Source organism: Corynebacterium sp. HMSC074A01 (assembly GCF_001831515.1).
Lineage (GTDB): Bacteria > Actinomycetota > Actinomycetes > Mycobacteriales > Mycobacteriaceae > Corynebacterium.
The window spans coordinates 1-26,570 of the sequence record NZ_KV825622.1 but is presented as its reverse complement, the minus strand read 5'-3'; the positions used below and the strand labels follow the sequence as shown (position 1 = coordinate 26,570).

The following is a 26,570-nucleotide window of genomic DNA, read 5'->3' as shown; positions in this document are numbered from 1 at the left end:
TATCAGGTGTCTACCAAACAGGGGTCAGGTCCAGACCAGACTCCATCAGAATCTCGACTATCGCACGCCTGCTGAGGTTGAGTCAGAGTTTTGGGCAACAAACCCGACCCAAGAAATAATAGAAATCAAGGCAAATGCCTAGGAACAAAACCCGGGGCACTTCACTTCATTTATGACGAAACGCGGTGCAGCTGGTGATCTAAAATCTCAACCTTCCCGTCTTGACCTGGTAGATCGATCCCTTCACTGGAGAAAGTGGTCACTCTAACCGCAGGCTTCAAACCAGTTATTGCTAAAGCAGACTCTCCGAGAGTTTCGTAACCTAGATCAAATCCCAATTAGGGCGCATCACGCTTGCAGTGCAGGGTGAACGACAAGACTCCTAATAAGAAAGCAGGAGATAGGATAGCGAACGCGGTTGCAAGCGCTGGATAGACACTAGTGGCCTCGCCCAACGATCTAGCCAGCAGCGAGTGGGAAGCCGCGAACGGAAGCCAAGGCGTTATAGCGTCGAACATTGGGATCTGCGCCAAGAGTTGTTCAATGAGTAACATCCAGGTGATCGGGGTCGCTACGGCTGCAGCTACAGAGCGCGTAATAACAGCGATAGAGGTAGCCATCGATGACCATACCAATACGATGCCCAAATAAAGCCCCCAATACGGTAGCGCTCCCACGCCTATTTCCAATCCATCTGGGTACAACATCCCAGCTAATAGGGCCAGCGGTATACCAATCGCAAATGCACAGACCAGAAAGACACCTTCGACGACATAGTGCGCCACCAAAGACAAATACCGAGAAGTTTGAGTGAGAAAAGCTATCGCTGTGGACCCAGATCGAATCTCGGTAGCTGTGTATGCCCCACTAAAGATTATCGCCAAAACATGAAATATGCTGATACATTTGCCAATATCACTGGCATCGATAGGTCCTTGGTATTCGGCATCATAGACTGCTGCCATGATGATGATCGGTCCGAAAAAACAGCCAAGAAGCATTACCGCATAGACACCCGTCGAGCGAAGAGAAATAAGACGGCGCAGTTCGGCGCGGAAAGCAGCAATCATGGTTGAAACCTTCTTGCGTTAAAGTCTGATGATGTGGCAGTAAGCTCTAGGAAGGCTTGTTGCAAAGTGGAAGTGCTAGAACCCAAGCTAGTGATAAGAATGTCCGCGTCGTGGCATTTACGAGACAGTGCCAATACATTTGGGATCCGTTGATTAAACGAGACTTCAAGCCCGTTTGGAAGCTTGTTGACATCGACACCCAAATTTCGTAACTCACCCATCAGACGAGAATCATCATTGGTAGCTATGATGGTGTTCTGGGAAGAATTAACGAAGTCTTTCATGTTCCATTCACCGAGAATGTGGCCTTGACCGATGATAAGGATCCGGTCGGCTAAGGTCTCGATTTCACTTAACAGATGTGAAGAGATGAATACCGCATGTCCCTGGGTAGCTAGATTCGTTAAGTAGGAACGCATCCACAGCATGCCTTCGGGGTCTAGGCCGTTCATTGGTTCATCTAGAATAAGATTCCGGGGGCGACCAAGCATTGCTGTCGCGATTCCGAGTCGTTGTTTCATTCCCAATGAGTATTTTCCCATGGGACGACGCGCAGCTGATGACATCCCCACCTCTTCCAAAACAGCATGAACTGCTGAACGAGGTAGCCCGGCTGATGCAGCAACAACTTCGAGGTGTGCTAAACCTGAACGTCCAGCATGAAACCATGATGTATCTAAAACTGCCCCAGCGGCTCTAGCCGGCTGCGCGTGTTGGGAAAGCTTGCGCCCGTCTATGAGAACATTGCCTGCGGTTGGGCAGTCTAGGCCAAGCATGCATCTCATAGTCGTAGATTTTCCTGCGCCATTGGGGCCTAGGAAACCTGTGATGGCGCCATCAGGGACAGTGAATGTGAGATCGTTGATAGCTGAGAATGTTCGATACTGTTTCGTTAGTCTGCTTACGGTAATCACGCTTGGCCGCCTTCGTGTCGAAGTCTGCTTTGTTCAGAGTTTGCAAAGCGAACCCAGACCGGGTGGAGCAAGACCACTACCAGACAAACTGTGACAACGCCTAAAGCCAGTCCGGATAACACATCATGGACGTAGTGCACCCCAGCTGCGACTCGGGAGCTGGCGATCACAATTGCCACAGGTACCACGATCCATTTAGTACGAGATAGCGCAAGAACGCAAGCTGTAGCAAATGCCGCGGCCAGCACTGAATGATTTGAAGGCCACGACCAATCACCTGGGTCTGGGCATGTGAGTGCGGTCGTGAGCATACTGCTTGCACATGGTCTCGGCTCGGAAACGAGAATCTTTATTCCTTCGCTCAGCAAATATGCGATGACAACACCGACTCCCGCACAAGCAAACACTGAAAGTCTTTCACGCGATCGAGCAAGACACCAGAGGCCGACAACTGTCGCTGTTGCCACTAGGATAAGCAGCCCTTTACTTGCTATGAGGGTGACCAGCGTTTCAAGGTGTATACGCGGAACCGTCGTAACGATCGACGAATATAGAAATTGTCGCTCAGGGAATGAGATAGCGGAGCCGATGAGTAGCGCGATAGTGACAATCCACGCCCATCCCATCCCCATCTTCAGTCCGGACCGTCTTGTTATTGATCTCGATATGTGTGTTTGGGTATCAATTTCGTTCATGGTTACTTACGCTATGGGGGTCTAATGGGCAACACATCTGCCGATGAGACATAGTTGTCTAAGCCTTTTGGCATAGAAATACTTCTCGAGTGCCTCCCTATCGGCAGTACTCTGAACGGTGATTATCAGGCATACTATGAATATGATTCTGCGTAATCGCGTAAATCCCCAGCGATTTTTGGAGATGGTTTGCGCTTTACTTTTTGGATTGATTGCAGCCGTTCCAGAGCCTGGCCTCCTAGAAGTTTCTTTTCTGACAGCATTAGGTGTAGGAATTGGAGCGATATCACGAGGTGTTAGCGTTGGGCTAGCAGGACTGGTCGTTTTGATAGTCACATGTGTGGCTAGAACTATTTGGCAGGACGGGCATTGGCTTTATCTGATGGGGGAACTGCCCCCATCAATACTCAGGGCGGGAATTCCCTGGCTGTGCATGGTAGCGGTGCGTCAGTATGTCAGTCTGGGCAAACGAGCTGAGCGGGAACGAGATCTACGAAGGCGCCAGTACGTAGCTAATCTTCAAAGTCAAGCATCTGTTGAGCGGCTTTCACTGGCCCAATCTTTGCACGATGAACTTGGCCATTCGCTCAGCCTTGTAGCTTTGAATCTCAGTCGCGTCGAACTGGATTCGGCTTTGCCCGAGAATCTTCGGAGCATCATCTCCTCTGCGCGCGAGGACCTTGGCAAAGCAGTCGAACAGTTGGGGGATTCAGTTGTTGCTCTCCGATTAGGTGCCAAGCCTGCCCCCGGGGCAACTGATTCTATCGAAGCGCTCATCAAACATGCTCAAAATGCAGGGGCATCCATCTTTGTTGATCCTTTACCTACCAGCATCTGTGCAGAAACAAGCGGCTACAAAGTTCTCTACCGTTTTCTCCAGGAGGCTATTACTAATTCGATGAAGCACGCACCGGGTGAAAACATTTTCATTCATCTAGTGGAAGTTGGAGAGGTCTTTCGAGCGCGAGTGGTTAATGCGACGACGGTTCAAGAGGTTGCGCATAGAAGCTCTGGTGTTGGTCTTTCAGCGCTTACTCGGGATCTTCGAGCCGGCGGCGGGGATCTAAAGGTCGATGCAACTAGGAGCACTTTTTCGGTCGAGGCGACGATTCCTCTACAAGTCGAGCAAAGTGTCCTGATCAATACTGAAGACCAGGAGTCTACTGCTTCTAATGAGATGGTTAACCCGGGCATCAGACATGCGCAGCAGCGGATAGTGCTGTTGACCGCTTCCCTGATAGTTGCTGGATTGCTTGGCACTGAGGTGGCGTCTACGTTCCAGAAAAGTCGTGCGTTGCTTCCTCCGGAAGAGTTTGCAGGCATTACGGTGGGTAGTGATCAGGCAGAAATCGAACGTGTATTACCTGACCGAGAGGTTCCTCCTCGGCGGGGAGACCTTCCCATACCTGGGTGCCATTATTATGCAGTGACGGCACGTACTTTTGATGATTCTGCAGGAGATATTTACCGGGTTTGCTTCAAAGAGAATGTGGTGTCGTCGGTGGACTATCTTCGGGGAGAAGACAGATGAGTAGTAAAAAGCAGCCAGTGCGAGTCATGGTGGTCGACGATGATCCACTTATACAGGCTGGAATCAAGGGTGTGCTTGAATCTGACTCTTCCATCTTCGTGGTAGCTTCGGCATCCAGCGGTACTGAGGCCCTGGACTTGATTGACGCGTATCGACCGGATGTTTTACTTTTGGACATCCAGATGCCTGGTCTGACGGGTTTAGATGTGTTGCGAAAAGTTCGACAACGCCCACAGCGTCTAGCGTGCGTGATTGTCACTACTTTTGGTGAAGACGATTATGTGTTGGAAGCTGTTCGTTTTGATGCAGATGGTTTCGTACTAAAGGCGGGGGATCCGTCGCTTTTGCTTACTGCGGTTCATGCGGTTGCTGAGGGAGGGGCTTTTTTCTCCCCATCTGTGGCACGCAGGCTTCTTTCTCCTGAAAGGATTGCGCGTTATGCAGAAGTTCGAGCTGCTGTGGAGAAGTTTGGCCGTCTTACGTCTAGAGAGCAAGAGGTGTTGGTGCGGCTCAGTCGTGGCGCTACCAATTCGGAGATCGCGCAATCTATGCACTTAGCACCTGGGACAATCAAAGCTCATGTGTCCTCTATTCTGAGGACTACTGGCGCTCGTAACCGGGTAGAGGCTTCACTAATTGCCATCTATGCTAAAGAAAGTTCACTCTGAAACTAGACTCCCCACGATTCTTCTGAAGACTTAAGCACCACACGCATTCTCTGGAAAGACCGAGGTTTTGCAGTCTGCACAGGAATGCGCTTCGATTGGTTAGCGCGTCGACCGGCGGGTTCAAGCGGTGAATGCAACACCTCGATTCGACGACGTTCAGTGGAAGTCTGAAATGGTGCACTTTTTCCCATGCACACGTCAACGCATTGATCGTTCAACAAGCCGATATTCGTGGTTCGGACTTCACGATGTGCGACTTGAGCATGTCCCTTTTCGAGGATTCAAAATTAGAGGAGTGCGATTTTCGAGGCGCGATTCTTGTCGCAGCGAATTTAAACGGGTGTAGTTGCGACGCGAACACTTTTGATGGAGCAACGATTGACGAGCGGACTGTGTTCCCCGATGGGTCCAGTCTGCAGGAAGTGGGCAAAACGGAAATCTGCGAGAGGTGGCCCGGCATCATAATTAAGAATGCAATCTATTAAAGACGCTCCGGCCCCCTGGACCGCCCTCGTCATGGGCAACCAATCACACACGATGGCGTTCTTGTTCACACCGTGTTCCGCATATGAAAAGGTATCTTAGTCGCGCCCCAGTGTGGTGTAACGCTCGCTGATGGTGGGCCCTTTGAACCAACTGAAGCGATATCCCGCGACTCATCCAGGGTCTGTGCGTAGACGACCGACCTGTACAGCACACCCCTGTCTGAATGATGGATCAGCCCGGATGTGTCTCCATCAGCGCCCCAGACGCGCTGGGTCCCCAAAGCAACATCATTCCCATCACACCACGACCACACACCGCCGCACCCCGCGTCCCGTGCCGACACCGCCACACGCCGAACGCGCGCACCCCTTTAGCGTCAATGGCGCGTCACACCAGTGAAATCAAGCACGCAGCAAGTACGCAGGCTGCCGCCGACATCAGGCCGCGCCAGTAAACCCCTATAATGAGTTGAACGCAAAAGAAAGGGCATTAATGTCGGAAGAGAAGCACTCGTCGCATAGGCGCGAAGGCGGATACGGCGGTGGCCGTGATCGTCGTGGAGCAAAGCCACGCGGTGGTAAGCCGGGTGGCCGTCGTGGTGGTAGAGGCCACGGTCGTGACGATCGCTTTAGCGGCAAGAAGGTTCGGCATGACCGCTCGAACCCGTCCCGCCAGGGATTCCGTGAAGATCGTATGGCAAAGAAGGCTGAGGAGCCGGATCTGCCGGACGGCATTGATATCAACGAGCTCGACCGCTCCGTGCTGCAGGATTTGCGCGTGCTGTCGAAAGACAACGCGAACCGGGTAGCGCAGCACATGGTCATGGCGATCGAGGTCCTGGAGGATGATCCCCAGCTTGCGCTACGCCACGCGCGTGCGGCGAAGAACCGTGCAGGTCGCGTGGGTGTTGTTCGTGAGACCAACGGGGTTGTCGCCTACCACGCCGGCGAGTGGAAGGAAGCGCTCTCCGAGCTGCGAGCGGCTCGTCGCATGAGCGGCGGCCCAGGTCTGCTCGCGGTGATGGCGGACGCTGAGCGCGGGCTTGGTCGGCCGGAGAAGGCTCTGGAGCTTGGCCGTACTCCGGAGGCTCGCCAGCTGACCCCGGAAGACCGGATCGAGCTCGGCATCGTGCTTGCGGGCGCTCGCCACGACCTGGGCCAGCACGAGTCTGCCCTGGCTACGCTGTCGCGCTTCGAACCAACGCAGACCCCAGAGACCGTTTCTGAGCTGCGGCTTGCGTACGCGAACGCGGAGGCGCTGCTCTCCGTGGGGCGCAACGATGAGGCCAAGGAGTGGTTCCAGTCCGTTGCTGAGGCAGACGCTGAAGGTATGACGGACGCTGAGGAACGTGTCCGCGAGCTGAGCTAGGAGGAGACAGAAGCTGATGTCTGCGACCTTGCAAGACCTCCACGACGCGCTGCTCTTGGATCTCGACGGCACCGTATGGGAGGGCGGGCGCGCGATCCCGCACGCTGTCGAAGCGATCAACGCCTCTGGGTGTACGGCCGTGTACATCACCAACAACGCCTCCCGCTCGGCGGCCGAGGTGGCCCGGATGCTTGAGGCAATCAACCTACCTACGGACGCGGAGCACGTGCTGACTTCGGCCCAGGCCGCGCTTGGCCTCGCAGCGGATGCGCTCGCACCTGGCGATCCGGTTCTCGTGCTGGGCGCACAGTCCTTCCGCGATCTTGTCCAAGAAGCCGGTTACCGCCTCGTCGATTCCGCAGACGAGCAGCCGAAAGTCGTCCTGCACGGCCACAACCCGGAGACGGGTTGGGCGCAGCTTTCCGAGGCCGCGCTGGCTATTCGCGCCGGTGCCACGTACCTCGCTTCCAACAGGGACACGACCCTGCCCATGGAGCGCGGGTTGATGGTGGGTAACGGTTCGATGATCGCTGCGGTGACGTCGGCAACCGGCGTGGTGCCCGCCTCGGCAGGCAAGCCCGAGCCCGCGATGTTCCAGCAGGCCGTGCAGCGCATTGGGGCGAAGGCCCCGCTGGGTGTCGGCGATCGCTTAGACACCGATCTCGCTGGTGGTGTCGCCGCCGGCATGCCCACCCTGCACGTGCTCACCGGTGTGTCTGGGCCGCGCGCACTTTTGCAGGCCCCGGCCGAACAGCGGCCGACCTATATCGCGGAGGACATGCGCGGCCTTACTGCGGATCCCGCCTCTCTGCGCCCGGGTGCGCACGGCGGTTTCTCTGCCAGCATTGGCGGCGATGTGCTCGTGCTCGACGGCGGCACCGCGGACTCCACCAGCCACGAGGCGCTGCTTACCGCGCTGGAGGTCGCCTGGTCGCAGCCGACGCCTCCGAGCGATGTCCGCGCTGAGTCCGCTGCGGCGGAGGCCGCGCTGGCCAAGTGGTGGTAGCGTGAGCGCCCCGAAACCGCACGATCCGCGCACAACGCAGCACAGCCCACAGGAGGTGCGCGAGCGCGTGAAGGCAATCCTCGCGGAGCCTGCCGATTCGCTTCTCGACGAAGCGTCGCAACTCGCCCGCGCCCACGACGTCTTAAGCGACGCGCTGCGCGAAAACTAGAAAAGGAGACGGAAAAGGACGTGGCACCCGGACGCAGACGGCTCGACGCAGAGCTGGTTCGCCGCAAGATTGCGCGCTCGCGTGAGCAGGCTCAGACCTGGATCAAAGAAGGCAAAGTAACTGTCAACGGCTTCCCAGCAACGAAGCCTGCCACGGTGGTGGAGCCGGACGTGTCGATCAAGGTCGATGTGGGCGAGGAGGACGAATGGGCCTCGCGCGGGGCGCATAAGCTCCTGTCCGCGCTCGAGGCTTTCACCCCGCAGGGGCTCGACGTCGCCGGGCGCAGGGCGCTGGACGCGGGGGCGTCGACAGGCGGCTTTACCGATGTCTTGCTCAAGCGCGGGGCGAAGGAAGTCATCGCCGTGGATGTGGGCTATGGCCAGCTCGTTTGGAGGCTGCAGAATGATCCGCGGGTGCAGGTGCTGGATCGGACGAACATCCGCCACCTGACGCTTACGCAGCTGGGTGAGCCGGCAGACCTGATGGTCGGCGACTTGTCGTTCATCTCGCTGAAGCTGGTGCTGCCAGCGATTGTGGAGTGCATGGCGGAGGGCGCGGACCTGCTGCCGATGGTCAAGCCGCAGTTCGAGGTGGGCAAGGACCGCCTCGGGCACGGCGGGGTCGTGCGTTCCCCGGAGTTGCGCGCGGAGGTGACCACCGAGGTCGCGGAGTTTGCACAGTCGCTCGGTTTGAGCGTGAAGGGCGCGACGGCGTCCGGGCTCCCCGGCCCAAGCGGCAACGTAGAATACTTCCTGTGGCTGGTCAAAGACGGCGGCGCGAGCGCACTTGATGCCGCAGAGCTACATTCGCTGGTTACACATGCAGTAGAGGAAGGGCCCAAAGAGACGTGAGCGAGACATCCACGCGCGAGATCCTATTGGTGCCGCACTACTCGCGGCCGGACAATATTTCTTCCGCGGCCACCGCGGCACGGCTGCTTACCGACGCGGGCCTGCGCGTCCGGCTGCTTGAACAGGATGCGGAAAGCCCGATCAACAAGGACCCGGAACTGCGGAAACTCGAACAGGTCCCGGGTGGACTCGACGCGGCGGCGGGCTGCGAGCTGGTCCTGGTGCTCGGCGGTGACGGTACGTTCTTGCGCGCTGCGAGCTACGCCCACGCCCAGGACATTCCGGTGCTGGGGATCAACCTTGGCCACGTCGGATTCTTGGCCGAAGGTGAGGCGGAAAGCCTCGAGCAGGTGATCGCGGACGTGATTTCGCGTTCCTACCGAGTCGAGGAGCGCATGACCATTGATGTGATGGTGCGCGATGCTTCGGACACGGAGCTCGGCCGCGGGTGGGCGCTGAACGAGTGCAGCATCGAGAACGTGGACCGCACCCAGGTGCTGGACGCCACCTTGGAGGTGGATTTCCGGCCGGTGTCTTCCTTTGGGTGCGACGGTGTGCTCATTTCCACCCCGACCGGCTCGACCGCGTACGCCTTTTCCGCGGGCGGACCGGTGATGTGGCCGGCGCTCGACGCGATTTTGGTGGTGCCTAATAACGCGCACGCGCTGTTTGCGAAGCCGCTGGTGGTCTCGCCACGCTCGACCGTGGCGGTGGAGTCCGAACCGACGACGAGCGACGCGGTGGTGATCATGGACGGGTTCCGTTCGATTGCCATGCCGGCCGGTTCCCGTGTGGAGGTCATCCGTGGTTCGCGCCCGGTACGGTGGGTGCGGTTGGATGATCGTCCGTTTACCGACCGTCTGGTAAACAAGTTCCAGCTGCCCGTTTCCGGGTGGCGCGGGCCCCGCTACTGATTTTTGAAAAGGAGCATGCATGCTGGCAGAGATTGCCATTCGCAACCTCGGCGTGATCTCTCACGCCTCGGCGGAACTCGCGCCAGGGTTGACCGTGCTCACCGGCGAGACTGGTGCGGGCAAAACCATGGTGGTCACCGGTCTGCGCCTGCTCACTGGGGGCCGCGCGGACGCATCCCGGGTGCGTACCGGTGCTGCGGAAGCCGTGGTAGAGGGCGCGTTTAGCCTCGCCGGAATCGGGGAGGACACGCAGGCGCGCGTCGAAGAGATCGCCGAGGGCGCGGGGGCGAGCGCGGATGAGAACGGCGAGTACGTCGTATCCCGCTCCGTGAAGGCGACCGGCCGCTCGAAGGCCCACCTGGGCGGGAGGACGGTGCCCGCGGCCACGTTGGGCGAGCTGGCGGGCGAGCTGCTGACCATCCACGGCCAGAACGACCAGCTGCGCCTGATGTCGCCGGATGAGCAGCTCGCCGCGGTGGACCGTTTCGACCCGAAAATCGCGGGCCTTTTGGAGAAGTACCGCAGCGCCTACCGTGCGTGGCGGGATGCGGCGCGGGATCTGCGGGAGCGTACGGAGCGTCGATTGGAGCTCGCCCAAGAGCTGGACCGGCTCCAGTTCGCCTTGGAGGAGATCGACGGGATCGACCCGCAGGAGGGCGAGGACGCCGAGCTGGTCGAGACGATCAACCGCCTGCAGGACGTCGACGCGCTGCGGGAGGCCGCCGAAACTGCGCTTGCCGCGATCGACGGGCCGGAGGCCGCCGGAGGCTACGGCGGCGACGAGGACGCGGCGTCCACGCTGGTGGGGCGCGCCGCGGCGGCGCTCGACGGGGCCAGCGACGCGGTGCTGAAAGAGCTGGGCACGAGGATGCACGAGGTCGCGAGCTTGCTTGGCGACGTCTCCGCGGAACTCGGCAGTTACGTTGCAGAACTGCCCAGCGACCCGGACGAGCTTGATCGCCTCCTGCAGCGACAGCAGGAGCTGAAAACACTGACGCGCAAGTACGCGCCGGATATCGCAGGCGTGTTGGCGTGGCGGGCTAAAGCCGCCGAGCGCTTGGCGCGGATCGATACCTCTGACGAGGCTATCGAGGCGCTGAAGAAGCGCGTGGCGACGGCGGAGAAGGAAATGCGCACCCGCGCCAAGGCTCTGACCAAGGCGCGCGTGGCCGCGGCCGCGGAGCTGGGGCAGGCCGTAACCGGCGAGCTGCACGGGTTGGCCATGCCGAAGGCGCAGTTGAGCGTGGAGATTTCTGAGGTCGACTTCGGCCCGCGTGGCGCAGATGCCGCGGAGATCCGCCTCGCACCGAATACCGCGCTGGAACCGAAGCCGCTGGCCACGAGCGCCTCCGGCGGCGAGCTGTCCCGCGTCATGCTCGCGCTTGAAGTCATCTTGTCTGGAGCCAGTGGCGGGGCAACCATGGTCTTTGACGAGGTCGATGCGGGCGTGGGTGGTCGCGCTGCGGTGGAGATTGGGCGTCGATTAGCGCGCTTGGCGGCCAACAACCAGGTCATTGTGGTCACGCACCTGCCGCAGGTGGCGGCGTACGCGGATACGCACCTGCACGTGGCCAAGGACGTCAGCGACGAGTCGGTGACCTCCGGGGTGCTCAGCCTGGATGCCGCGGCCCGGATCGACGAGCTCGCCCGCATGATGGCGGGCCTGGATGATTCTGATACCGGCCGAGCCCACGCCACAGAACTCTTCGAGCGAGCACAGCGCGAGGTGCGCGAAATGCGCGCCTGACGCTCCCGCGCGCCTTCACCATACGGGCTGGTCACGGGTGCACAATATGACGCATGACTGTTGCTTCCCGGAACACCGAATCTGCGCAGCCCGCGCTGACGGGCACGCTGCGCGATTGCACTGCCCAGGGGCGGGGGCTGTCGCGCATGCAGGAGGGCGATATCGCGCTCGTTGACTCGCCGGACATGACCCGCAGGCAAGCCGAGGCGTTGCTTGCCCGCAAGCCGAAGGCGGTGGTGAACCTGGCACAGTTTTCCACCGGCGCGATGCCGAACTATGGCCCGCACCTGCTTGCCGACGCCGACGTGACCATGTTCGAGGCCATCGGCACCGACACCGCGACCCGGGAAAAGCTGCGCGATGGGAAGAAGGCGTCGATTAGCGCCGACGGCACGATCACCGTGGGTAAGAAGCAGGCGGCGACGGCTCAGCTGGTCAAGCGCGCCGACCTGGACACGACCTTTACTGAGGCGCAGCAGCACCTGGTGGAGCAGATGGAGGCCTACTTCGGCAACACCATCGAGTTTGTGCATGCGGAGGCTCCGCTGCTTATCGACGGCCTCGGCGTCCCCGACCTTGGCGACGCCATGCTCGAGCGCAAGGTGCTGGTGGTCTCTCCGGGGCCGGAGACGCGCGAGCGGCTGAAGGGGATCAAGAACTTCATCCGCGAGTTCACCCCGGTCATCGTCGGCGTGGGGCCGGCTGCGGACACGCTGGTGGAGCTGGGCTATGAGCCGGACTATATCGTGGGGGATCCGACGGGTATTGCGTCGACAAGCTTGCGCAGCGGCGCACGGGTGATCCTGCCTGCGGAGACGGACGGCTTCGCCCCGGGCCTCGAGCGTATCCAGGATCTTGGGGTGGGCGCGATGACCTTCCCTGCGGCGACGGAATCGCCGACGGACCTGGCGATTTTACTCGCCGTGTTCCACGATCCCGACATGATCATCACCGTTGGTGAAGCCGTGGAGCTTGACCAAATCTTTGCTGACCCAGACTCCACGCAGCCGGAGGCGCTGCTGACCCGCATGAAGGCAGGCCGCAAGCTAGTGGATTCGACGGTGATTGAGCAGCTCTACGCCGTGCCGTCAAACGGCGGCGTCGCGTGGGCGTGGGCCATTCTAGGCATCCTGGTGGCGTTTGCCACGATCGTCGTGGTCGTGGGACTCTACGGCGCGGGCGACTTCAGCGAGAACTTGATTAACACCTGGAACAGCATCGCGTTGTCGGTGCAGAGCCTGTTTGAATAGCGGAGAAGGGGTAGCCAAATATGTCTGATTCTTCACGTGCAAGCGGGCTTGTCGTTGCGGGTCTCGGCTGGGGTATCGCGCTCGGCGTGGCCGCGGGTGCACTCGTGCTTGCGCCTGCGATGCACAGCGAGGGCGAGCCTTTCGGGCAGGAATCTGCCGCCTCGATGCGCGAGATGCAGCGCGCGGAATCTTACGCCGATGATGCGGATAGCCTGCTCGGCGACCACTCCGCGGCACTCGTCAGCGGCACGCTTGACGACGCCCACGTGACAGTACTGCGCACAGCGCGCGCCGCCGACGAGGACGTCGCCGCGGTGCGCTGGCTGCTCGACCGGGCGGGCGCGAAGAACTCCGGCGAGATCGCGCTGACGGAGAAGTTCACCTCGCAGGACTCCGCGGATGCGTTGTCCTCGCTGATCGCCAACACGCTGCCGGCGGGCGCGCAGCTGTCGGTGGAGCAGCGCCGTCCCGGTGTGCATGCCGGCGAGTCGCTGGGGGCCGCGCTGTTCGCGGATCCCGAAACCGGCGAGGGGATCGCTGCAGCCGGGGACCGGCAGTTCGTGCTCGACGCGCTGCGTGAGGGCGGCTTCCTCGACTTTTCCGGCGACGTTGTTCCAGCCGATGCGATCGTGATCGTCGGCGGGGACACCGCGGATGCCGGTGACGCAGAGAATGCAGGCGAGGCCGGCGAGTTCGGCCAGCAGCTGCTCGGAGACTTCGCCGACGCGCTCGGCGGCACGGGTACCACCGTGCTGAGCGTGCGCGAGATGGGCGCGTGGAAGGCCCCGGAGCTTGAGCAGGCCACCTTCATCGAGGCAGTGGAGACCGAGGCTGGCCGTATCCGGACGGTGCTCGGCGTCGCCGCGGACGAGGAGTCTTAGACGTGGCCCACGAGTTCACTGTGACAGGCTCCGAGCTGCTTGCCCAGTCGCCGATCTTGGCGCTGCGGCGCGACCGCGTCGAGATGCCGGGCGGCAAGGTGGCCAACCGAGAAATCGTCGAGCACTTCGGCGCGGTCGCCGTGGTCGCCCTCAACGAGGCAGGTGAGATCGCCGTGGTGGAGCAGTACCGGCACGCTGTTCGCCGCCGCCTGCTCGAGCTGCCCGCCGGGCTGCTCGACATGTCGGGCGAGGACGAGCTGACCTGCGCGAAGCGCGAGTTAGTCGAGGAAGCCGGCCTGGAGGCTGGCAACTGGGCCGTGTTGGTCGACCTGGTGACCTCGCCCGGGTTTGCGGAGGAAGCGGTGCGCGTTTTTCTCGCCCGGGACCTGCGCGAGGTGCCGCGTCCGCCAGCCGAGGACGAGGAAGCGGACATGACCGTGCGCTGGATGCCGCTTGAGCAGGCGCGGGATGCTGTGCTGCGCGGGAAGATCGTCAACTCGATTGCGATTGCCGGTGTCCTGGCCGCGAGCGAGGTCGCCGCAGGCCGCGCCACCCCGCGGTCGGTGGACACCCCCTTCGAGTACCGCCCGACGTCCCTGGCCAAGCGCCGTACGGGCCCGGATCTGAAGCGGATCTAGGTGGACGCGCGCACACTCGCCGAGCGCTGGCTGACCCACCTCATCGTCGAGCGCGGGGTTTCGGCGCACACGGAGAGCAATTATCGACGCGACGTCAATCGCTACCTCACCTGGCTCGAACGCGCCGACATCACCGATTTGCGGCAGGTGACGGCACGCGACGTGGAAGCCTATGTGGCTGACCTACGCCGCGGAGTAGATGGGGCGCGCGGGCTGTCGACCTCATCGACCGCCCGAGCGTTGGTCGTTGCCCGCGGGCTGCACAAGTTCGGCGTGGCCGAGGGCGTACTCGACGCCGACGTCGCCGCCGAGGTGGCACCGCCTAAGCAGGGGGAGAAGCTGCCCGACACCTTGAGCGTGCACGAAGTCGAGGCGCTACTGGACGCTTGCCCGACCGAGACACCAATCGGCGTACGGGACCGGGCGCTGCTAGAGCTTTTGTACGCTACGGGGGCGCGCGTCTCGGAAGTGCTCTCGCTGAACGTGGACGACGTGCACGACACCGAAGGCGTCATCACGGTCACCGGCAAGGGCAACAAGCAGCGGCTGGTGCCGGTCGGCTCGCACGCCCAGGCGGCCGTCGGCGCATACCTGGTGCGCGTGCGACCCGCGTTCGCCACCGGGAAGAGCCACGCGCTGTTCTTGAATACCCGCGGCGGGGCCTTGTCGCGGCAAAGCGCGTGGACGGTGCTGAAGCAGGCGGCGCGTCGCGCTGGGATTGAGAAAGATATCTCTCCGCACACGCTGCGCCACTCCTTTGCCACCCATCTGCTCGAGGGCGGCGCCGACGTACGGACGGTCCAGGAATTGCTCGGGCATTCCTCGGTGACCACCACGCAGATTTACACGCATGTGACCGCTGCAAACCTGCGCGAGGTGTGGCAGCAGGCGCACCCGCGCGCCTAACTCATGGTTAGCTGTGCGCACCGTGTCAGGCGCTGCCAGCCGGAGGATGTAGATTAACCGTTTTGCACGTTTTGTTCACACACAGGAGGGTTTGCACCCGTGACGTATTCCCGCACAGCCGCCCGCGCAACACTGAGCGTCGCCGCGGTCGCAGCACTGGCATTGGCCTCAGCACCGATCGCGCCCGCACAGCTGCCCGAGGGCGTGAACCCGGCTGAAGTGCAGTCCATGATTCCCTCCGAGGTCACCGTCCGCGCCGGCGAGACCACCACCGTGGACCTCGGCGTCCCGGTGGACGTGAACTACTCCAGCGGTGGGTGGCAGGTCACCTCGAACGGTACGCAAGTCTCTGTCACCGCGCCGGATACGCCGGGTGCCACGGCGAGCGTGCCCGCGAGCGCCGGTGGCATGACGGCTACGGTGAACCTCGTCGCTGTCGGTGAGGGCGAGCAGGCCGACGCCGACGACGTCGCGGAAGGCGGCGGTGGCGCAGCTGCTGGCGGAACCGGCGGCGGAAGTGCCAGCGAGGGCGATGGAGAGAATTCCGGTGAAAGCGCCGGTGGCGCTGGTGAAGGCGGCTCCGGTGGTGAGGGCGGCGGCGGGGCGTCGCAAAGCAGCGGGGGCGGCGGTGAGGCAGCACCCGCGCGCGGCGACCGACAGAAGGCGGAGGAAGTCGACACCTCTGGTGCGAAGCGGCTGGCCTTTGACGGTGAGATCGACGGCAACACGCTCGTGGTGAAGGTCTCGCTGCGCAAGGCCCGTGACCTGATGAAGTATGCCAACGCGGACCGCGAGGGTGCGAAGCTGCGCTACGTGGACGCGCAGGGCAACATCATCAAGGGTGTGAAGCGCGACGTGGATGCGGCGAAGCGGACCATGACGTTGACGTATCCGGAAGGGGAGACCCCTGATAACCCCTTCATCATGGAGGTTGTGCGCGACGGCAAGGCAGAGTTCATCGCGGAGATTACGGCGACGAACGCGCCTGCTGCGGGCACGGAGGATGGGGCGCAACCGGTGGAAGATCAAGGCGGTACCGTTGACTCTTCGAGTAAGGGCAGCTCGGTGCTCCCGCTCGTGATCGGCGGGGTCGCGCTGCTTGCTGCGCTGGCGCTGATCATTGTGTTCTTCGTCCGCCGTTCCCGCGCACGCGGTTAATGCCAACGTTGTAAGATAGACGCGTCAAGCGTTACGGCGGAACTTTGGGCGCTTCGCCGCTGGCGCGGATTTGGATGTACAGATGCTCACTGGACGTTTGGGCCGACGGCTGAAGGAAAGGACCGACAATGGCAGATGACGCACTGTTCGATGCCTCCGAGCAGAAAACCTTCCTCACGGGACGCCCCTACCGCGAGTTCCCCGAACCGGCACCGCTGGACAAGCACGGCCCGGCCACCGTGCTGTCGATGGTGAACCAGAAGGGCGGCGTGGGCAAGACGACGTCGACGATCAACCTCGGTGCCTGCCTGGCGGAGCAGGGCAGGAAAGTCCTCCTGGTTGACTTAGACCCCCAGGGCGCGCTGTCTGCAGGTTTGGGCGTTTCCCACGACGAGGAGCAGGTGACGGTCTACGACCTGCTCTTTGACAACACGGCGAGCATCCACGCCGCAATCAAGCACTCGAACGTCAGCGGTCTCGATCTGGTGCCCGCCAACATTGACCTTTCGGCGGCGGAAATCCAGCTGGTCAACGAGGTCGGGCGCGAGCACACCCTGGCTCGCGCGCTGCGCCCGGTGCGCAACGAGTACGACATCATCATCATTGACTGCGGGCCGTCGCTCGGCTTGCTCACCGTCAACGCGCTGGCCTGCTCCCACGGCGTGATCATTCCAATGGAGTGCGAGTACTTCTCGCTGCGCGGGCTCGCCCTGCTCACCGATACCGTGGAGAAGGTGCGCGACCGCATCAATTTCGACCTGGACATCGTGGGCATCTTGGTTACCATGTTTGACCGTCGCACCACGCACGCGCGCGAGGTCATGGACCGCGTGGTGGAGGTCTTCGGCGAGCGAGTCTTTGACACCGTGATCACCCGCACCGTGCGTTTCCCGGAGACCTCGGTGGCCGGCGAGCCGATCATCACCTGGGCACCGCGTTCGCAGGGCGCGGAGCAATACCGCAACCTCGCGCGCGAGCTCCTCGAGCGCACCGAGCGGGGCACGGCGTAGGGCGGCGTGGCTGACCCCGCAAGCGGCGGCACCCAAGGTCAGGTGGGCGAGCAGCCGGAGATTACCGGGTTCCGGCTGGTCCTCAACAATTTCGAGGGCCCCTTCGACCTGCTCTTAAACCTGATTAGCTCAAAGAAACTTGACGTGACCGAGGTTGCGCTCGCCGAAGTGACCGACGAGTTCATCGCGTACACCCGCGCGCTTGGTGAGACCGCGAACCTGGACGAGATTACCGAGTTCATCCTGGTCGCGGCCACTCTGCTCGACCTTAAGGCGGCGCGGCTTGTGCCCCGCGGCGAGGACGAGGAGATCGAGGACATCGAGCTTTTGGAGTCAAGGGACCTGCTCTTCGCCCGCCTTTTGCAGTACCGCGCCTACCAGCAGGTGGCAGACCAGTTCGCCGAGTGGCAGAAGCACGCGCAGCGGCGCTACCCACGCGCGGTGTCCATGGAACCGCAGTTCGCGGACCTGCTGCCGCCGGTCAATCTCGGGCACACCCCGGCGAGCTTCGCGCAGCTGGCTGCCAGCGTGTTCCGCCCCAAGCCGCCGGAGGAGGTCGGCGTGGACCACCTGCACGCGGTGGAGGTTTCGGTGCCGGAGCAGGCCGGTCGCATCCTGGACACGCTGAAGGTGGTGGGGGCGAGCCAGTGGCTCAGTTTCGCCTCGCTGACGAAGGACTGCGCGCTGTCGATGGAGATTGTCGGCCGCTTCCTCGCGCTGCTCGAGCTTTACAAAGCGCGCGCTGTGGAGACGAAGCAGGAGGAAGCACTCGGTCCGCTGGAGGTGTCCTGGACCGGGCTCGAGGTGGATCCGGCCGTCGTCGCGGCGAGTAACTGGGCGTAGGTGGGCTCGCGCTGCCGGTGCGGGCACGTGGGCGTCGGCAAGCAAGAGCCCCTTATAGACTGTGGGCATGGATATGCCGATGGTTTCCCAGCTGCGCTCGCGCGTGGAGTCGATTCTGCTGGTGGTGGACACGCCGGTGGAGGCGGAGGCCGTCGCGGGTGTGCTGGGCGCGACCCGCGAGGATGTCGACGCGGTTTTGCGCGAGTGGGCCGCGGAGCTGGACGCGCGCGGTAGCGGGATCGACTTACGCGAGACGCAAGAGGGGTGGAGGCTGTACACGCGCCCGCAGAACGCGGTGGCGGTCGAGGCCTTTGTGCTGGATGGGACGCAGTCCAAGCTCAGCCGTGCGGCGCTAGAGACGCTCGCAGTGGTGGCCTACCGCCAGCCGGTCACGCGCGCGCAGGTCGCCGGCGTGCGCGGCGTGAACGTAGACGGGGTGATGCGCACGCTCACGCTGCGCGGGCTGATCGCGGAGGTAGACCCGGACGAGGCGACAGGTGCGCACCGCTACGTCACCACCGAGCTGTTCTTGGAGCTGTTGGGGATCGACTCGCTGTCGCGGCTGCCGGATCTCGCCCCGCTGCTGCCAGAGGTCGACGCGATCGAGGACGCGTGGTAGCGGCTGGTAGACGCCGGTTGGCGCTGGTAGACTCTGCTGCGAACACGCGCGGTGCCGTTTTTGCTGGCGGCACCCGCACAACCCCAATATGGATGTAAAGGATTCACACATGACTCCTCCCGCTCGCCGAGACGGCACACCGGATACGGGGAAGGACGAGCCGTTCTACCCTTCCTACGCAAAGCCGGCAAAGAAGCAGAACGTGCGCCTGGACAAACGGCGCGAAAACGCGAAGAAGCATGAGCCGCACCCGCTGGAAGACAATTGGTGGGACGACGATGAGACGAAGGCTCGGAAGCAGAAAACGGACGGGATCCGGCTGCAGAAGGTGCTTGCCCAGGCGGGTGTGGCGTCGCGTCGTCACGCGGAGGTGATGATCGACCAGGGCCGCGTCGAGGTCAACGGCAAGATCATCACGGTGCAGGGCACGCGCGTGAACCCGAATGTGGACATTATCCGCGTGGACGGCACCCGCATCAACGTCAACGAGGAGATGGAGTACTTCGCGTTCAACAAGCCGCGCGGGGTGCAGACCACCATGCAGGACGAGTTCGATCGCACTTCGGTCGGCTCCTACCTATCGGAGCGCACGGCTTCTGGCCAGCGCTTGTTCCACGTGGGCCGCTTGGACGCGGACACGGAGGGCCTGCTGCTTCTGACCAACGACGGGGAGCTGGCCAACCGGCTGACGCACCCGAAGTACAACGTGTCCAAGACCTACCTGGCCACCGTGCTGGGCGAGGCGAAAGGCGACCTGGTCAAGAAGCTCAAAGAGGGCATTGTGCTTGACGACGGCACGGCGAAGGCCGACTACGCACAGATCGTCGACGTACACAACGGTCAGTCCTTGGTCCGCGTCGAGCTGCACGAGGGCCGCAAGCACATCGTGCGCCGCATGCTCAAGGAATGCGGCTTCCCGGTCCAGCGCTTGGTGCGCACCAAGGTGCACACCGTGCAGCTGGGCGACATGAAGCCGGGCGCGATGCGCGCGCTGAATTCTTCCGAGCTGGCCTCGTTGTACAAGGCGGTGCAGATGTAAATGGGTACCGCACAGATTTCTAATATGCCTGACGGCGGGCTCATCCTGGCCGTCGACGGGCCGTCCGGCACCGGCAAGTCCACCACCTGCCGCGCGCTCGCAAAGCGCTTGGACGCAAAGTACGTGGATACCGGCGCGATGTACCGGGTGGCCACACTCGCAGTGCTGCGCGCGGGCGTCGACCCGGCGGATACGCAGGCCGTGATTGAGGCGACGAAGGATCTGCCGCTCGAGGTCTCCGACGACCCGGACGCCAAGGAGGTCTTGCTGGCAGGCGAGGACGTCTCCGGCGAGATCCGCGGCCCGGAGGTCACCCGGAACGTCTCCGCGGTGTCTGCGATTCCCGAGGTGCGCGTGAACCTGGTTGAGCTGCAGCGCAAGCTCGCCCGCGAGGCGCACCGCGCGATCGTGGAGGGCCGCGACATCGGCACCGTCGTGCTTGCCGACGCCCCCGCGAAGGCCTTCATGACCGCTTCCGCCGAGGTTCGCGCCCAGCGCCGCTACGACCAGGACGTCGCCGCCGGCCGCGACGCCGATTTTGACACGGTGCTGGCGGACGTGCAGCGCCGCGACGAGCTGGACTCTTCCCGCGCGACCAGTCCGCTGCGCCCCGCTGATGATGCGGAAGTAATTGATACCTCAGCAATGGCCCCCGACGAGGTGCTCGATGCCCTCATTGGGCTGATCGAAAGGAGCGCGCAGTGACCCAGGAGCACAAGGAAACGGGTGCCGAGAACGCACCCGAGACGGAGTTCATCCAGCCGGGCATCGACGCCTCCGGCTACGAGGAGCTGAGCCCCGAAACCCTCGGGGCGGATGACGCCGAGTTTTACGACGCCGACTTTGGCACCAGCGACTTTTCAGATGCTGACTTCGCCGAATACACCGACGAAGACTGGGCAGAGATCGAAGAGTCCTTCGGCATCATGCGCCCCGACGTGGTGGAGGAGAACCTGCCCACGGTGGCGATCGTGGGTCGGCCGAATGTGGGTAAGTCGAGCCTGGTCAACAGGTTCATTGGGCGCAGGGAGGCCGTGGTGGAAGACCACCCCGGTGTCACGCGCGACCGGGTGAGTTACCTGGCCGACTGGGGCGGGCGTCGCTTCTGGGTCCAGGACACCGGCGGTTGGGATCCCAACGCCCGCGGCATCCACGGCGCGATCGCGCGCCAGGCGGAGGCCGCGATGGAGACCGCCGACGTGATCGTGATGGTGGTCGACGCACAGACGGCGATTACCGAGACGGACGCGGTGATGGCGCGCAACCTCCAGCGCTCCCCGGTGCCGGTGATCCTGGTGGCGAATAAGTTCGAATCCGAGTCGCAGTGGGGCGACGCCGCCGAGTTCTACGGGCTCGGTCTGGGCGATCTGTGGCCGGTCTCGGCGCTGCACGGCCGCGGCGGCGCTGACGTGCTCGACGAGATTCTGCGCCTGTTCCCGGACGAGCCGCGCGCCAAGCCCTCCATTACGGATGGCCCGCGCCGCGTAGCACTGGTCGGCCGCCCCAACGTGGGCAAGTCGAGCCTTCTGAACAAGCTCGCCAAGTCGCACCGCTCGGTGGTGGATAACGTGGCAGGCACCACGGTGGATCCGGTGGACGAGATGATCCAGTTGGATGAGCACATGTGGAAGTTCATCGACACCGCCGGCCTGCGTAAGAAGGTCAAGAACGCCCAGGGTCACGAGTACTACGCGAGCCTGCGCACCCGCGGCACGATTGATGCGGCCGAGGTCTGCGTCGTGCTGATCGACGCCTCCGAGGAGATCTCGGAGCAGGACCAGCGCGTCATCTCCATGGTGCTCGAGGCGGGCAAGGCGATGGTGATCTGCTTTAACAAGTGGGACCTGATGGAGGAGGACCGCCGGTACTACTTTGACCGCGAGTTCGACGAGATGATGGGCCACCTGCCGTGGGTGACCAAGCTGAACATCTCGGCAGAAACCGGCCGCGGCCTGCACCGTCTGGAGAAGGCGATGACGGAGGCGCTGGAGAACTGGGATAAGCGCATCTCCACCGGCCAGCTGAACAACTGGCTGCGCGAGGCGATTGCCGCGAACCCGCCGCCGATGAAGAACAACCGGCTGCCCAAGCTCCTGTTCGCCACGATGGCAACCACCCGCCCGCCGACAATCGTGCTGTTTACCACCGGTTTCTTGGACGGAGGCTATCGACGCTACCTGGAACGCAAGTTCCGCGAGACCTTCGGCTACCACGGCACGCCGGTGCGCATCGCGGTGCGCGTGCGTGAGCGGAACCCGCGGCGTCGTAAGTAACTAGCCCTGCTTCCGGTACACGAACGCGTCGACGCGGTAGGGAAGCGGGATGCGTTGTCCGCGCTCGAAGCCGAGCCGCTCGTGGAGGTACCAGTCCAGGTTGGCCACCATCTTCTCCCGCGTCTTCTGGTTTGCGCGGAGCCAGTAGGAGCGTGAGGCCATCAGGTCGAAGCACTCGTCGGTGGTGACGATCTGTGCCCAGGTCTCGCGCAGCTCGCCCTCGAGTACCCAGGGACGCGCGACCTCCGGGTAAAACCCGGCGCGCTGCACATCACCCGAGTGCATGATGCGGCTGAGCCTTAAGACCCACGGGTGGTTGACGGCCAGCGTGTTCCAGCACAGCAGCAGTTTGCCGCCTTCGCTGGTCACGCGGGCGGCCTCGGCGCTGGCGGCGGCTGTGTCGACCCAGTGCCAGGTTTGGGCGCATGTGATGGCGTCGACGGCGGCGTCGGCAAGCGCGGTGGCCTCTGCGGTGGCGCGCCAGACGGGCACCTCGGGCAGATGCTCACGCAGCACGCGGGTCATGTCGGCGGATGGGTCGCAGGCGAACACGTGCTGGTCCGCGTCGCGAAACAGCTCGGTGAGCTTGCCGGTGCCGGCACCCACGTCGAGGATGCGGGTGCCGCCCGCGCGCTGAGAGAGCGTGCCCAAAAGCCTGGCGACGGCGGGCGGGTAGGAGGGGCGCACCGCGTGGTAGAGCGTCGCTCCGTCGCTAAAAGCGCGCGCTGAGCTGGTGCGATGCTGCTCGTCGCGGAAGGCGGGTTGCTGCTTTCCACTGGGCTTCATAATCGACTAATGTACCGGGTCGAAGGTTTTGGGAGGAACTATGACAGCACTGCGCACGGCGGGCCTGCTGGCTGCGGCCGGTGTGGTGCTTTGTAGTGCCGCGTGCGCGGATGCGCCGGAACAGATCTCGGAAATCGTGCCCTCCTCGGTGCGCGACCATGTGGCTGAGGTGGAGCCGTGGAGCAGGCCGGACACACACGAGCGAAAGATCCAGGTTGGCGAGCGCGAGCGAAGCTACCTGCTTAGCGTCCCGCCCGGGGCTAAGCAGCGCGCGAACCTACCCATGATTTTTGCGTTCCACGGCTATGGGGAAGACGCGGCGTCGATACGCAAGTATTCGCGGCTTGATGTCGCTGACGCGATCGTGGTCTACCTGGACGGGGTCGGACGCGCGTGGGCACCGGCGCCGTACGCGAAGACGTCGGGTGGCGAAGACCTTGCGTTTGTCGACGCGGTACGCGAGGAAGTCATGAGCGAGTACTCCGTGGACAAGGCGCGCGTGTTTGCCACTGGCCTGTCCAACGGCGGCGGGTTTGCTACCTACCTGGGCTGCCAGCGCCCGCAGGACTTTACCGCGGTCGCTTCCGTCTCAGCGGCGTTTTACCACCGGGTCTCGGAGGGCTGCTCCTCCATCCCGATCAAGCACGTGGATTTCCACGGCACTGACGATTCGGTGATGAGCTACTCCGGCGGCGAGCGCCACGACACGGCTTACGAGTCGATCGAGGCGATGCTGGAGGAGACCGCGCAGCGCAACCACTGCGCGCCCGAGTACGTGGAAAAGCCTCTCTCCGAGACGGTATCCGAGCTGCGCTGGGACGGCTGCGACGCGCCCCTGGTGCACTACCGAGTCACCGGCGGACCGCACATTTGGCCGGGCGGTGCCTACGACACCTCGGAGACGACGACCCGCGGGTTCGCCACGCGAACACAACTCGCGTTCTTCGGCGTGCCGATGCGCTAAAAGGTACCGGGAAGTTTCGGCCCCGTGCCCTATGCTTGTGCGGTGTGATGCAGAATTCTCCACGAGCCGCCGTCGTCGTGTTCAATCCTGCCAAGATCGATAAGGATCGCCTCCGCGCGGTGGTCGCGCGCCATGCGCCGAGCGAGTGCCGGATCGAGTGGATCGCCACGACCCCGGACGACTCTGGCGAGGCGGAGGCCGCCGCGCTGCACCGCTCCGACGTCGATGTGGTGCTGGTCGCCGGCGGCGACGGCACGGTTCGCCAGGTCGGCACCGCGCTGGCCAACTCCGGGATTGCGCTGGGCATCGTGCCGACCGGCACCGGGAATCTGTTGGCGCGCAATCTGCGCTTGGACTTGGGGCTCGAGGCGTCGGTAAGCAGAGCTTTCCGCGGCGAGCACATGCTTATCGACGTCTGCCGCGCCAAACTCTCACGCCCCGACGCCAGCAACGAACGCCTTGGCTTTCTCGTGATGGCCGGGGTCGGGCTGGACGCGCAGATGATCGAGTACACCGACGAGGGCCTCAAACGGCGCATCGGCCCGCTGGCCTATATCTCCGGGATCGCGCGCTCGCTGCGCGGCGGCAACCGGATCAACGTGACCTACACCGTCGACGGGCATCGCACCCACGCCGCCCGTCTGCACACCCTGATCTTTGGCAACTGCGGGGAGCTCATCAACGAGATCCCCCTGCTTCCCGAAGCCCGCCCCGACGACGGCCTGCTCAACGCCGTCGGCATGGCACCGCGCGGGCCCATCGGGTGGACCAAGATCGGGCTGAACCTGGTGGCGAACAAGGCCGCGCGGCTGCGAGGACTCAACCCCGACCCGCCGGTGGTCAACTTCGCCGACCTGGAGTATTCGGAAGGCAGCCACGTCAAGGCCTTCTTTGCCGCCCCGGAAATCTTCGAAGTCGACGGCGACCCGGTTGGCGAGGTCACCGCAGTTGAAATCTCAGTCGACGCAGGCGCACTGAAGGTGTGCGTGTAGCGGCGCTGCGGTGGCGCGCGGTGCGGCGCTCCGCCATACTGGTGGCGCTTGGATCCGCGTGTGAATCAGGGGGGAAGTTATGGGGAAAAGGACGACGAGTGCGCTGTACATTCTGGCGGTTGGGCTGCTCGCGGGGTGTGCTGCTGAAGGCGGCGAGCAGGTCGCGGAGGTGGCGGAGCCTGAAGCCCCCGCGTTCCATTTTGCGAGTGGGACGCTGGAGCTCGGGGATTTTGATCCGGACACGCTTGGCGACGATCTCTTCGACCCGTGTACCGAAATCTCCGCAGAAGAGTACGCGGCGGCGGGGATGACGGGGGTGGAGAGCCTGGAAATTGCAACGGGTTATCGCAACCCTGACACAAACAGTTGCCGAGCCGATGAGCTACGCCCGAAGGTTTCACGAATGGTAACCGCCACAAAAATGAATGAAGAGATGGCATCAGGGAAGGAAGGGGTAGTACTTGCGCACCCGGACTCGGTTGTGGATGGACTCTTTACGCAGATGGATCCAGCCCAAGATCCGTTCCTCTGCGTCGCACAGGTTGATACGACCCGAGGATCGATAGGTGTTGGGATAGCCGAAAGAGGAGCCGAAAGGGGAAGAAACGATACCTGCCGACTCGCCACGGAAAATCTCGAACGGCTGTTTGGAGTACGTTAATTGGGGAATTGAGGCCTAGCGAAGCAGACGAAGATGAGGTAGCTTCACTAGCGAGGGGATTCGGCAAACTGCTGAAACTTATATTTATGGGGGAAATATGACCAAGAATATTAACTTGGATCTTGACCAGGCGTTGGCTGCTGCCAATATGCTCAACGCAATGGCGGATGAAATCCGCGTCGGCAGCACTGATCTTTTCGTATCGCCGATGTCGGGCTTTTCTTTGGTGTCTGGTTTGGATGGTGTGGGGCGGACGCATTCGCGTGTGTCGTCGGCGTCTGCGCCGGAGGCGAATCGGGTGTTGGGGGAGTGGCTGCAAACAGTGGCTGATGTGCTGCGGGTCAGTGCGGAGAATACTTCCCGCGCTGATGGGTCTGTTGCAGGCTTGTTGGGCTCGATTGGTGTGGTGGAGCGCTCCGGTGGTGCTGGCGCGGTAGCCGGTCTGATGGGGCGGACGTTGTCGCAGTATGAAAACGCGAACTCCTTTGCCAACCCACGCCCTGCTGCGGGTGCGCAAGGATCGCTTCCGGTGTTGCATCAGCAGTTGATGGCCACCCAGGTCGCACAAGCAACAGCGGCAGCGGCATTTTGGGCGAAGAACGCTGCCTTGGTGCAGTCGGTGGTCGCACAGTTGCCGGCGGTCGCCGGTTTGCTTGCTGATTCTTCGGAAACGGAGTTTGTTGCCCGTGCGATCAACAAGCTTGGTGAGGTGTCTCGTGTGGGCCAGGAGTATGTGGCCCGTTCGGTGTTGATGCAGGGGCATGCGGCTGGTCTGGCGCAGGTTGCTGGTGCGGAACAGCTGATGGCACATGGTTCTATGGCGGTGTGGGCTGGCTTGCCAGGTCCGTCGCGGGCGTTGTTTGAGCAGTCGTATTTGGGGGTGTTTCCACCGAGGTTGACTGCGTCGTTGCAGCCGGTGGTGCCGGTGTTTGATCGGCTGCTGCCGGATTTGGGTTCTATTCCTGGTGATGGGTTTGCGGTGGGGGATATGCCAAGCCCGCAGGCGCCGGGGTTTGGGGAGTCACCCTTGCCGCGGACGTTGCGTGATGCGTTTACTGCTGCCGGTCTTGGTGCGCTGGGGCAGGCGGTGACTCCTTCGCAGGTGGTTGGTGAGTATGGGTTGCCCACCCC

The 26,570-nt window shown here is 62.6% G+C and carries 28 protein-coding genes; 24 read left to right on the top strand and 4 right to left on the bottom strand.

Going from position 1 to position 26,570, the window contains the following annotated elements; translation table 11 throughout:
• Positions 1-338 precede the first annotated feature (338 nt).
• The 3 genes from HMPREF2550_RS07975 to HMPREF2550_RS11900 are packed head-to-tail and all read right to left on the bottom strand — an operon-like array spanning position 339 to position 2,610.
• The gene (locus HMPREF2550_RS07975) at positions 339-1,070 is read right to left on the bottom strand and encodes an ABC transporter permease (RefSeq protein WP_005291905.1); all 732 of its coding nucleotides are present in this window, start codon (positions 1,068-1,070) and stop codon (positions 339-341) included.
• On the bottom strand, positions 1,067-1,984 hold the full coding sequence (locus tag HMPREF2550_RS11905; RefSeq protein WP_034964029.1) for an ATP-binding cassette domain-containing protein: 918 nt from the start codon (positions 1,982-1,984) through the stop codon (positions 1,067-1,069). The genes HMPREF2550_RS07975 and HMPREF2550_RS11905 overlap by 4 nt, the downstream gene beginning before the upstream one ends.
• The gene (locus HMPREF2550_RS11900) at positions 1,981-2,610 is read right to left on the bottom strand and encodes a phosphatase PAP2 family protein (RefSeq protein ID WP_246819790.1); all 630 of its coding nucleotides are present in this window, start codon (positions 2,608-2,610) and stop codon (positions 1,981-1,983) included. Before HMPREF2550_RS11900 ends, HMPREF2550_RS11905 begins: the two co-directional genes overlap by 4 nt.
• A gap of 211 nt (positions 2,611-2,821) precedes the next feature.
• On the opposite strand from HMPREF2550_RS11900, the gene HMPREF2550_RS11895 reads away from it, so the two are divergent.
• The 20 genes from HMPREF2550_RS11895 to der all read left to right on the top strand — a co-directional run bounded on the left by HMPREF2550_RS11895 (position 2,822) and on the right by der (position 22,036).
• Positions 2,822-4,210, top strand: coding sequence for a sensor histidine kinase (locus HMPREF2550_RS11895; protein ID WP_168165069.1), 1,389 nt, complete (start codon positions 2,822-2,824; stop codon positions 4,208-4,210).
• The gene (locus HMPREF2550_RS11890; RefSeq protein WP_034964032.1) at positions 4,207-4,878 is read left to right on the top strand and encodes a response regulator; all 672 of its coding nucleotides are present in this window, start codon (positions 4,207-4,209) and stop codon (positions 4,876-4,878) included. The genes HMPREF2550_RS11895 and HMPREF2550_RS11890 overlap by 4 nt, the downstream gene beginning before the upstream one ends.
• A gap of 131 nt (positions 4,879-5,009) precedes the next feature.
• The gene (locus tag HMPREF2550_RS12625; RefSeq protein ID WP_083319850.1) at positions 5,010-5,363 is read left to right on the top strand and encodes a pentapeptide repeat-containing protein; all 354 of its coding nucleotides are present in this window, start codon (positions 5,010-5,012) and stop codon (positions 5,361-5,363) included.
• Positions 5,364-6,057: 694 nt separating this feature from the next.
• Positions 6,058-6,732 (top strand): hypothetical protein, encoded by a 675-nt coding sequence (locus HMPREF2550_RS07965; protein WP_070790610.1) that lies wholly within the window; start codon positions 6,058-6,060, stop codon positions 6,730-6,732.
• 16 nt (positions 6,733-6,748) lie between these two features.
• On the top strand, positions 6,749-7,738 hold the full coding sequence (locus HMPREF2550_RS07960; protein ID WP_070790609.1) for an HAD-IIA family hydrolase: 990 nt from the start codon (positions 6,749-6,751) through the stop codon (positions 7,736-7,738).
• 1 nt (position 7,739) lies between these two features.
• Positions 7,740-7,907, top strand: a complete 168-nt coding sequence (locus tag HMPREF2550_RS12280; RefSeq protein WP_168167697.1) for a hypothetical protein — start codon at positions 7,740-7,742, stop codon at positions 7,905-7,907.
• Positions 7,908-7,927: 20 nt separating this feature from the next.
• Positions 7,928-8,758: a TlyA family RNA methyltransferase gene (locus HMPREF2550_RS07955; protein WP_070790608.1), complete on the top strand. Its 831-nt coding sequence runs from the start codon at positions 7,928-7,930 to the stop codon at positions 8,756-8,758.
• The gene (locus HMPREF2550_RS07950; RefSeq protein WP_038590454.1) at positions 8,755-9,672 is read left to right on the top strand and encodes an NAD kinase; all 918 of its coding nucleotides are present in this window, start codon (positions 8,755-8,757) and stop codon (positions 9,670-9,672) included. Before HMPREF2550_RS07955 ends, HMPREF2550_RS07950 begins: the two co-directional genes overlap by 4 nt.
• Positions 9,673-9,691: 19 nt before the next feature.
• Positions 9,692-11,419: a DNA repair protein RecN gene (gene recN, locus HMPREF2550_RS07945; protein WP_070790607.1), complete on the top strand. Its 1,728-nt coding sequence runs from the start codon at positions 9,692-9,694 to the stop codon at positions 11,417-11,419.
• Positions 11,420-11,472: 53 nt separating this feature from the next.
• Positions 11,473-12,669, top strand: a complete 1,197-nt coding sequence (steA, locus tag HMPREF2550_RS07940) for a putative cytokinetic ring protein SteA (RefSeq protein ID WP_070790606.1) — start codon at positions 11,473-11,475, stop codon at positions 12,667-12,669.
• Between the two features lie 20 nt (positions 12,670-12,689).
• Complete coding sequence (locus tag HMPREF2550_RS07935) at positions 12,690-13,550, top strand: copper transporter (RefSeq protein ID WP_070790605.1); 861 nt, start codon at positions 12,690-12,692, stop codon at positions 13,548-13,550.
• Positions 13,551-13,552: 2 nt separating this feature from the next.
• Positions 13,553-14,188 carry an NUDIX domain-containing protein gene (locus tag HMPREF2550_RS07930; protein WP_070790604.1) on the top strand — a complete coding sequence of 212 codons (636 nt, stop codon included), beginning with the start codon at positions 13,553-13,555 and terminating at the stop codon, positions 14,186-14,188.
• Entirely contained in the window at positions 14,189-15,094 is a 906-nt protein-coding gene (xerD, locus tag HMPREF2550_RS07925; protein ID WP_070790603.1) for a site-specific tyrosine recombinase XerD, read from the top strand. It abuts the gene before it with no gap.
• A 99-nt stretch (positions 15,095-15,193) separates the two neighbouring features.
• Entirely contained in the window at positions 15,194-16,252 is a 1,059-nt protein-coding gene (locus HMPREF2550_RS07920) for a hypothetical protein (protein ID WP_246819787.1), read from the top strand.
• Between the two features lie 128 nt (positions 16,253-16,380).
• Positions 16,381-17,262, top strand: coding sequence for a ParA family protein (locus tag HMPREF2550_RS07915; protein ID WP_038590468.1), 882 nt, complete (start codon positions 16,381-16,383; stop codon positions 17,260-17,262).
• Between the two features lie 6 nt (positions 17,263-17,268).
• Complete coding sequence (locus HMPREF2550_RS07910) at positions 17,269-18,105, top strand: segregation and condensation protein A (RefSeq protein WP_246817412.1); 837 nt, start codon at positions 17,269-17,271, stop codon at positions 18,103-18,105.
• Between the two features lie 67 nt (positions 18,106-18,172).
• The gene (scpB, locus tag HMPREF2550_RS07905) at positions 18,173-18,724 is read left to right on the top strand and encodes an SMC-Scp complex subunit ScpB (RefSeq protein WP_070790602.1); all 552 of its coding nucleotides are present in this window, start codon (positions 18,173-18,175) and stop codon (positions 18,722-18,724) included.
• Between the two features lie 109 nt (positions 18,725-18,833).
• Positions 18,834-19,763, top strand: coding sequence for a pseudouridine synthase (locus tag HMPREF2550_RS07900; RefSeq protein WP_070790601.1), 930 nt, complete (start codon positions 18,834-18,836; stop codon positions 19,761-19,763).
• Entirely contained in the window at positions 19,764-20,468 is a 705-nt protein-coding gene (gene cmk / locus HMPREF2550_RS07895; protein WP_070790600.1) for a (d)CMP kinase, read from the top strand.
• Positions 20,469-20,554: 86 nt separating this feature from the next.
• Positions 20,555-22,036, top strand: a complete 1,482-nt coding sequence (gene der, locus HMPREF2550_RS07890) for a ribosome biogenesis GTPase Der (RefSeq protein WP_246819788.1) — start codon at positions 20,555-20,557, stop codon at positions 22,034-22,036.
• On the opposite strand, the gene HMPREF2550_RS07885 is transcribed toward der, so the two are convergent.
• Positions 22,037-22,822 (bottom strand): class I SAM-dependent methyltransferase, encoded by a 786-nt coding sequence (locus HMPREF2550_RS07885; protein ID WP_070790599.1) that lies wholly within the window; start codon positions 22,820-22,822, stop codon positions 22,037-22,039.
• A 40-nt stretch (positions 22,823-22,862) separates the two neighbouring features.
• Here HMPREF2550_RS07885 and HMPREF2550_RS07880 point away from each other — a divergent pair, with 40 nt between their 5' ends.
• The 4 genes from HMPREF2550_RS07880 to HMPREF2550_RS07865 form a co-directional block, all read left to right on the top strand.
• A complete protein-coding gene (locus tag HMPREF2550_RS07880; RefSeq protein ID WP_083319848.1) occupies positions 22,863-23,786 on the top strand; it encodes a CE1 family esterase in 924 nt (307 codons plus the stop codon).
• Positions 23,787-23,833: 47 nt separating this feature from the next.
• Positions 23,834-24,778: a diacylglycerol/lipid kinase family protein gene (locus HMPREF2550_RS07875; protein WP_070790612.1), complete on the top strand. Its 945-nt coding sequence runs from the start codon at positions 23,834-23,836 to the stop codon at positions 24,776-24,778.
• A gap of 79 nt (positions 24,779-24,857) precedes the next feature.
• Positions 24,858-25,439 carry a DUF3558 family protein gene (locus HMPREF2550_RS07870; RefSeq protein ID WP_070790598.1) on the top strand — a complete coding sequence of 194 codons (582 nt, stop codon included), beginning with the start codon at positions 24,858-24,860 and terminating at the stop codon, positions 25,437-25,439.
• Between the two features lie 97 nt (positions 25,440-25,536).
• Positions 25,537-26,570 (top strand): hypothetical protein (locus HMPREF2550_RS07865; protein WP_141760563.1); only part of this gene is annotated, 1,034 nt, incomplete at its 3' end.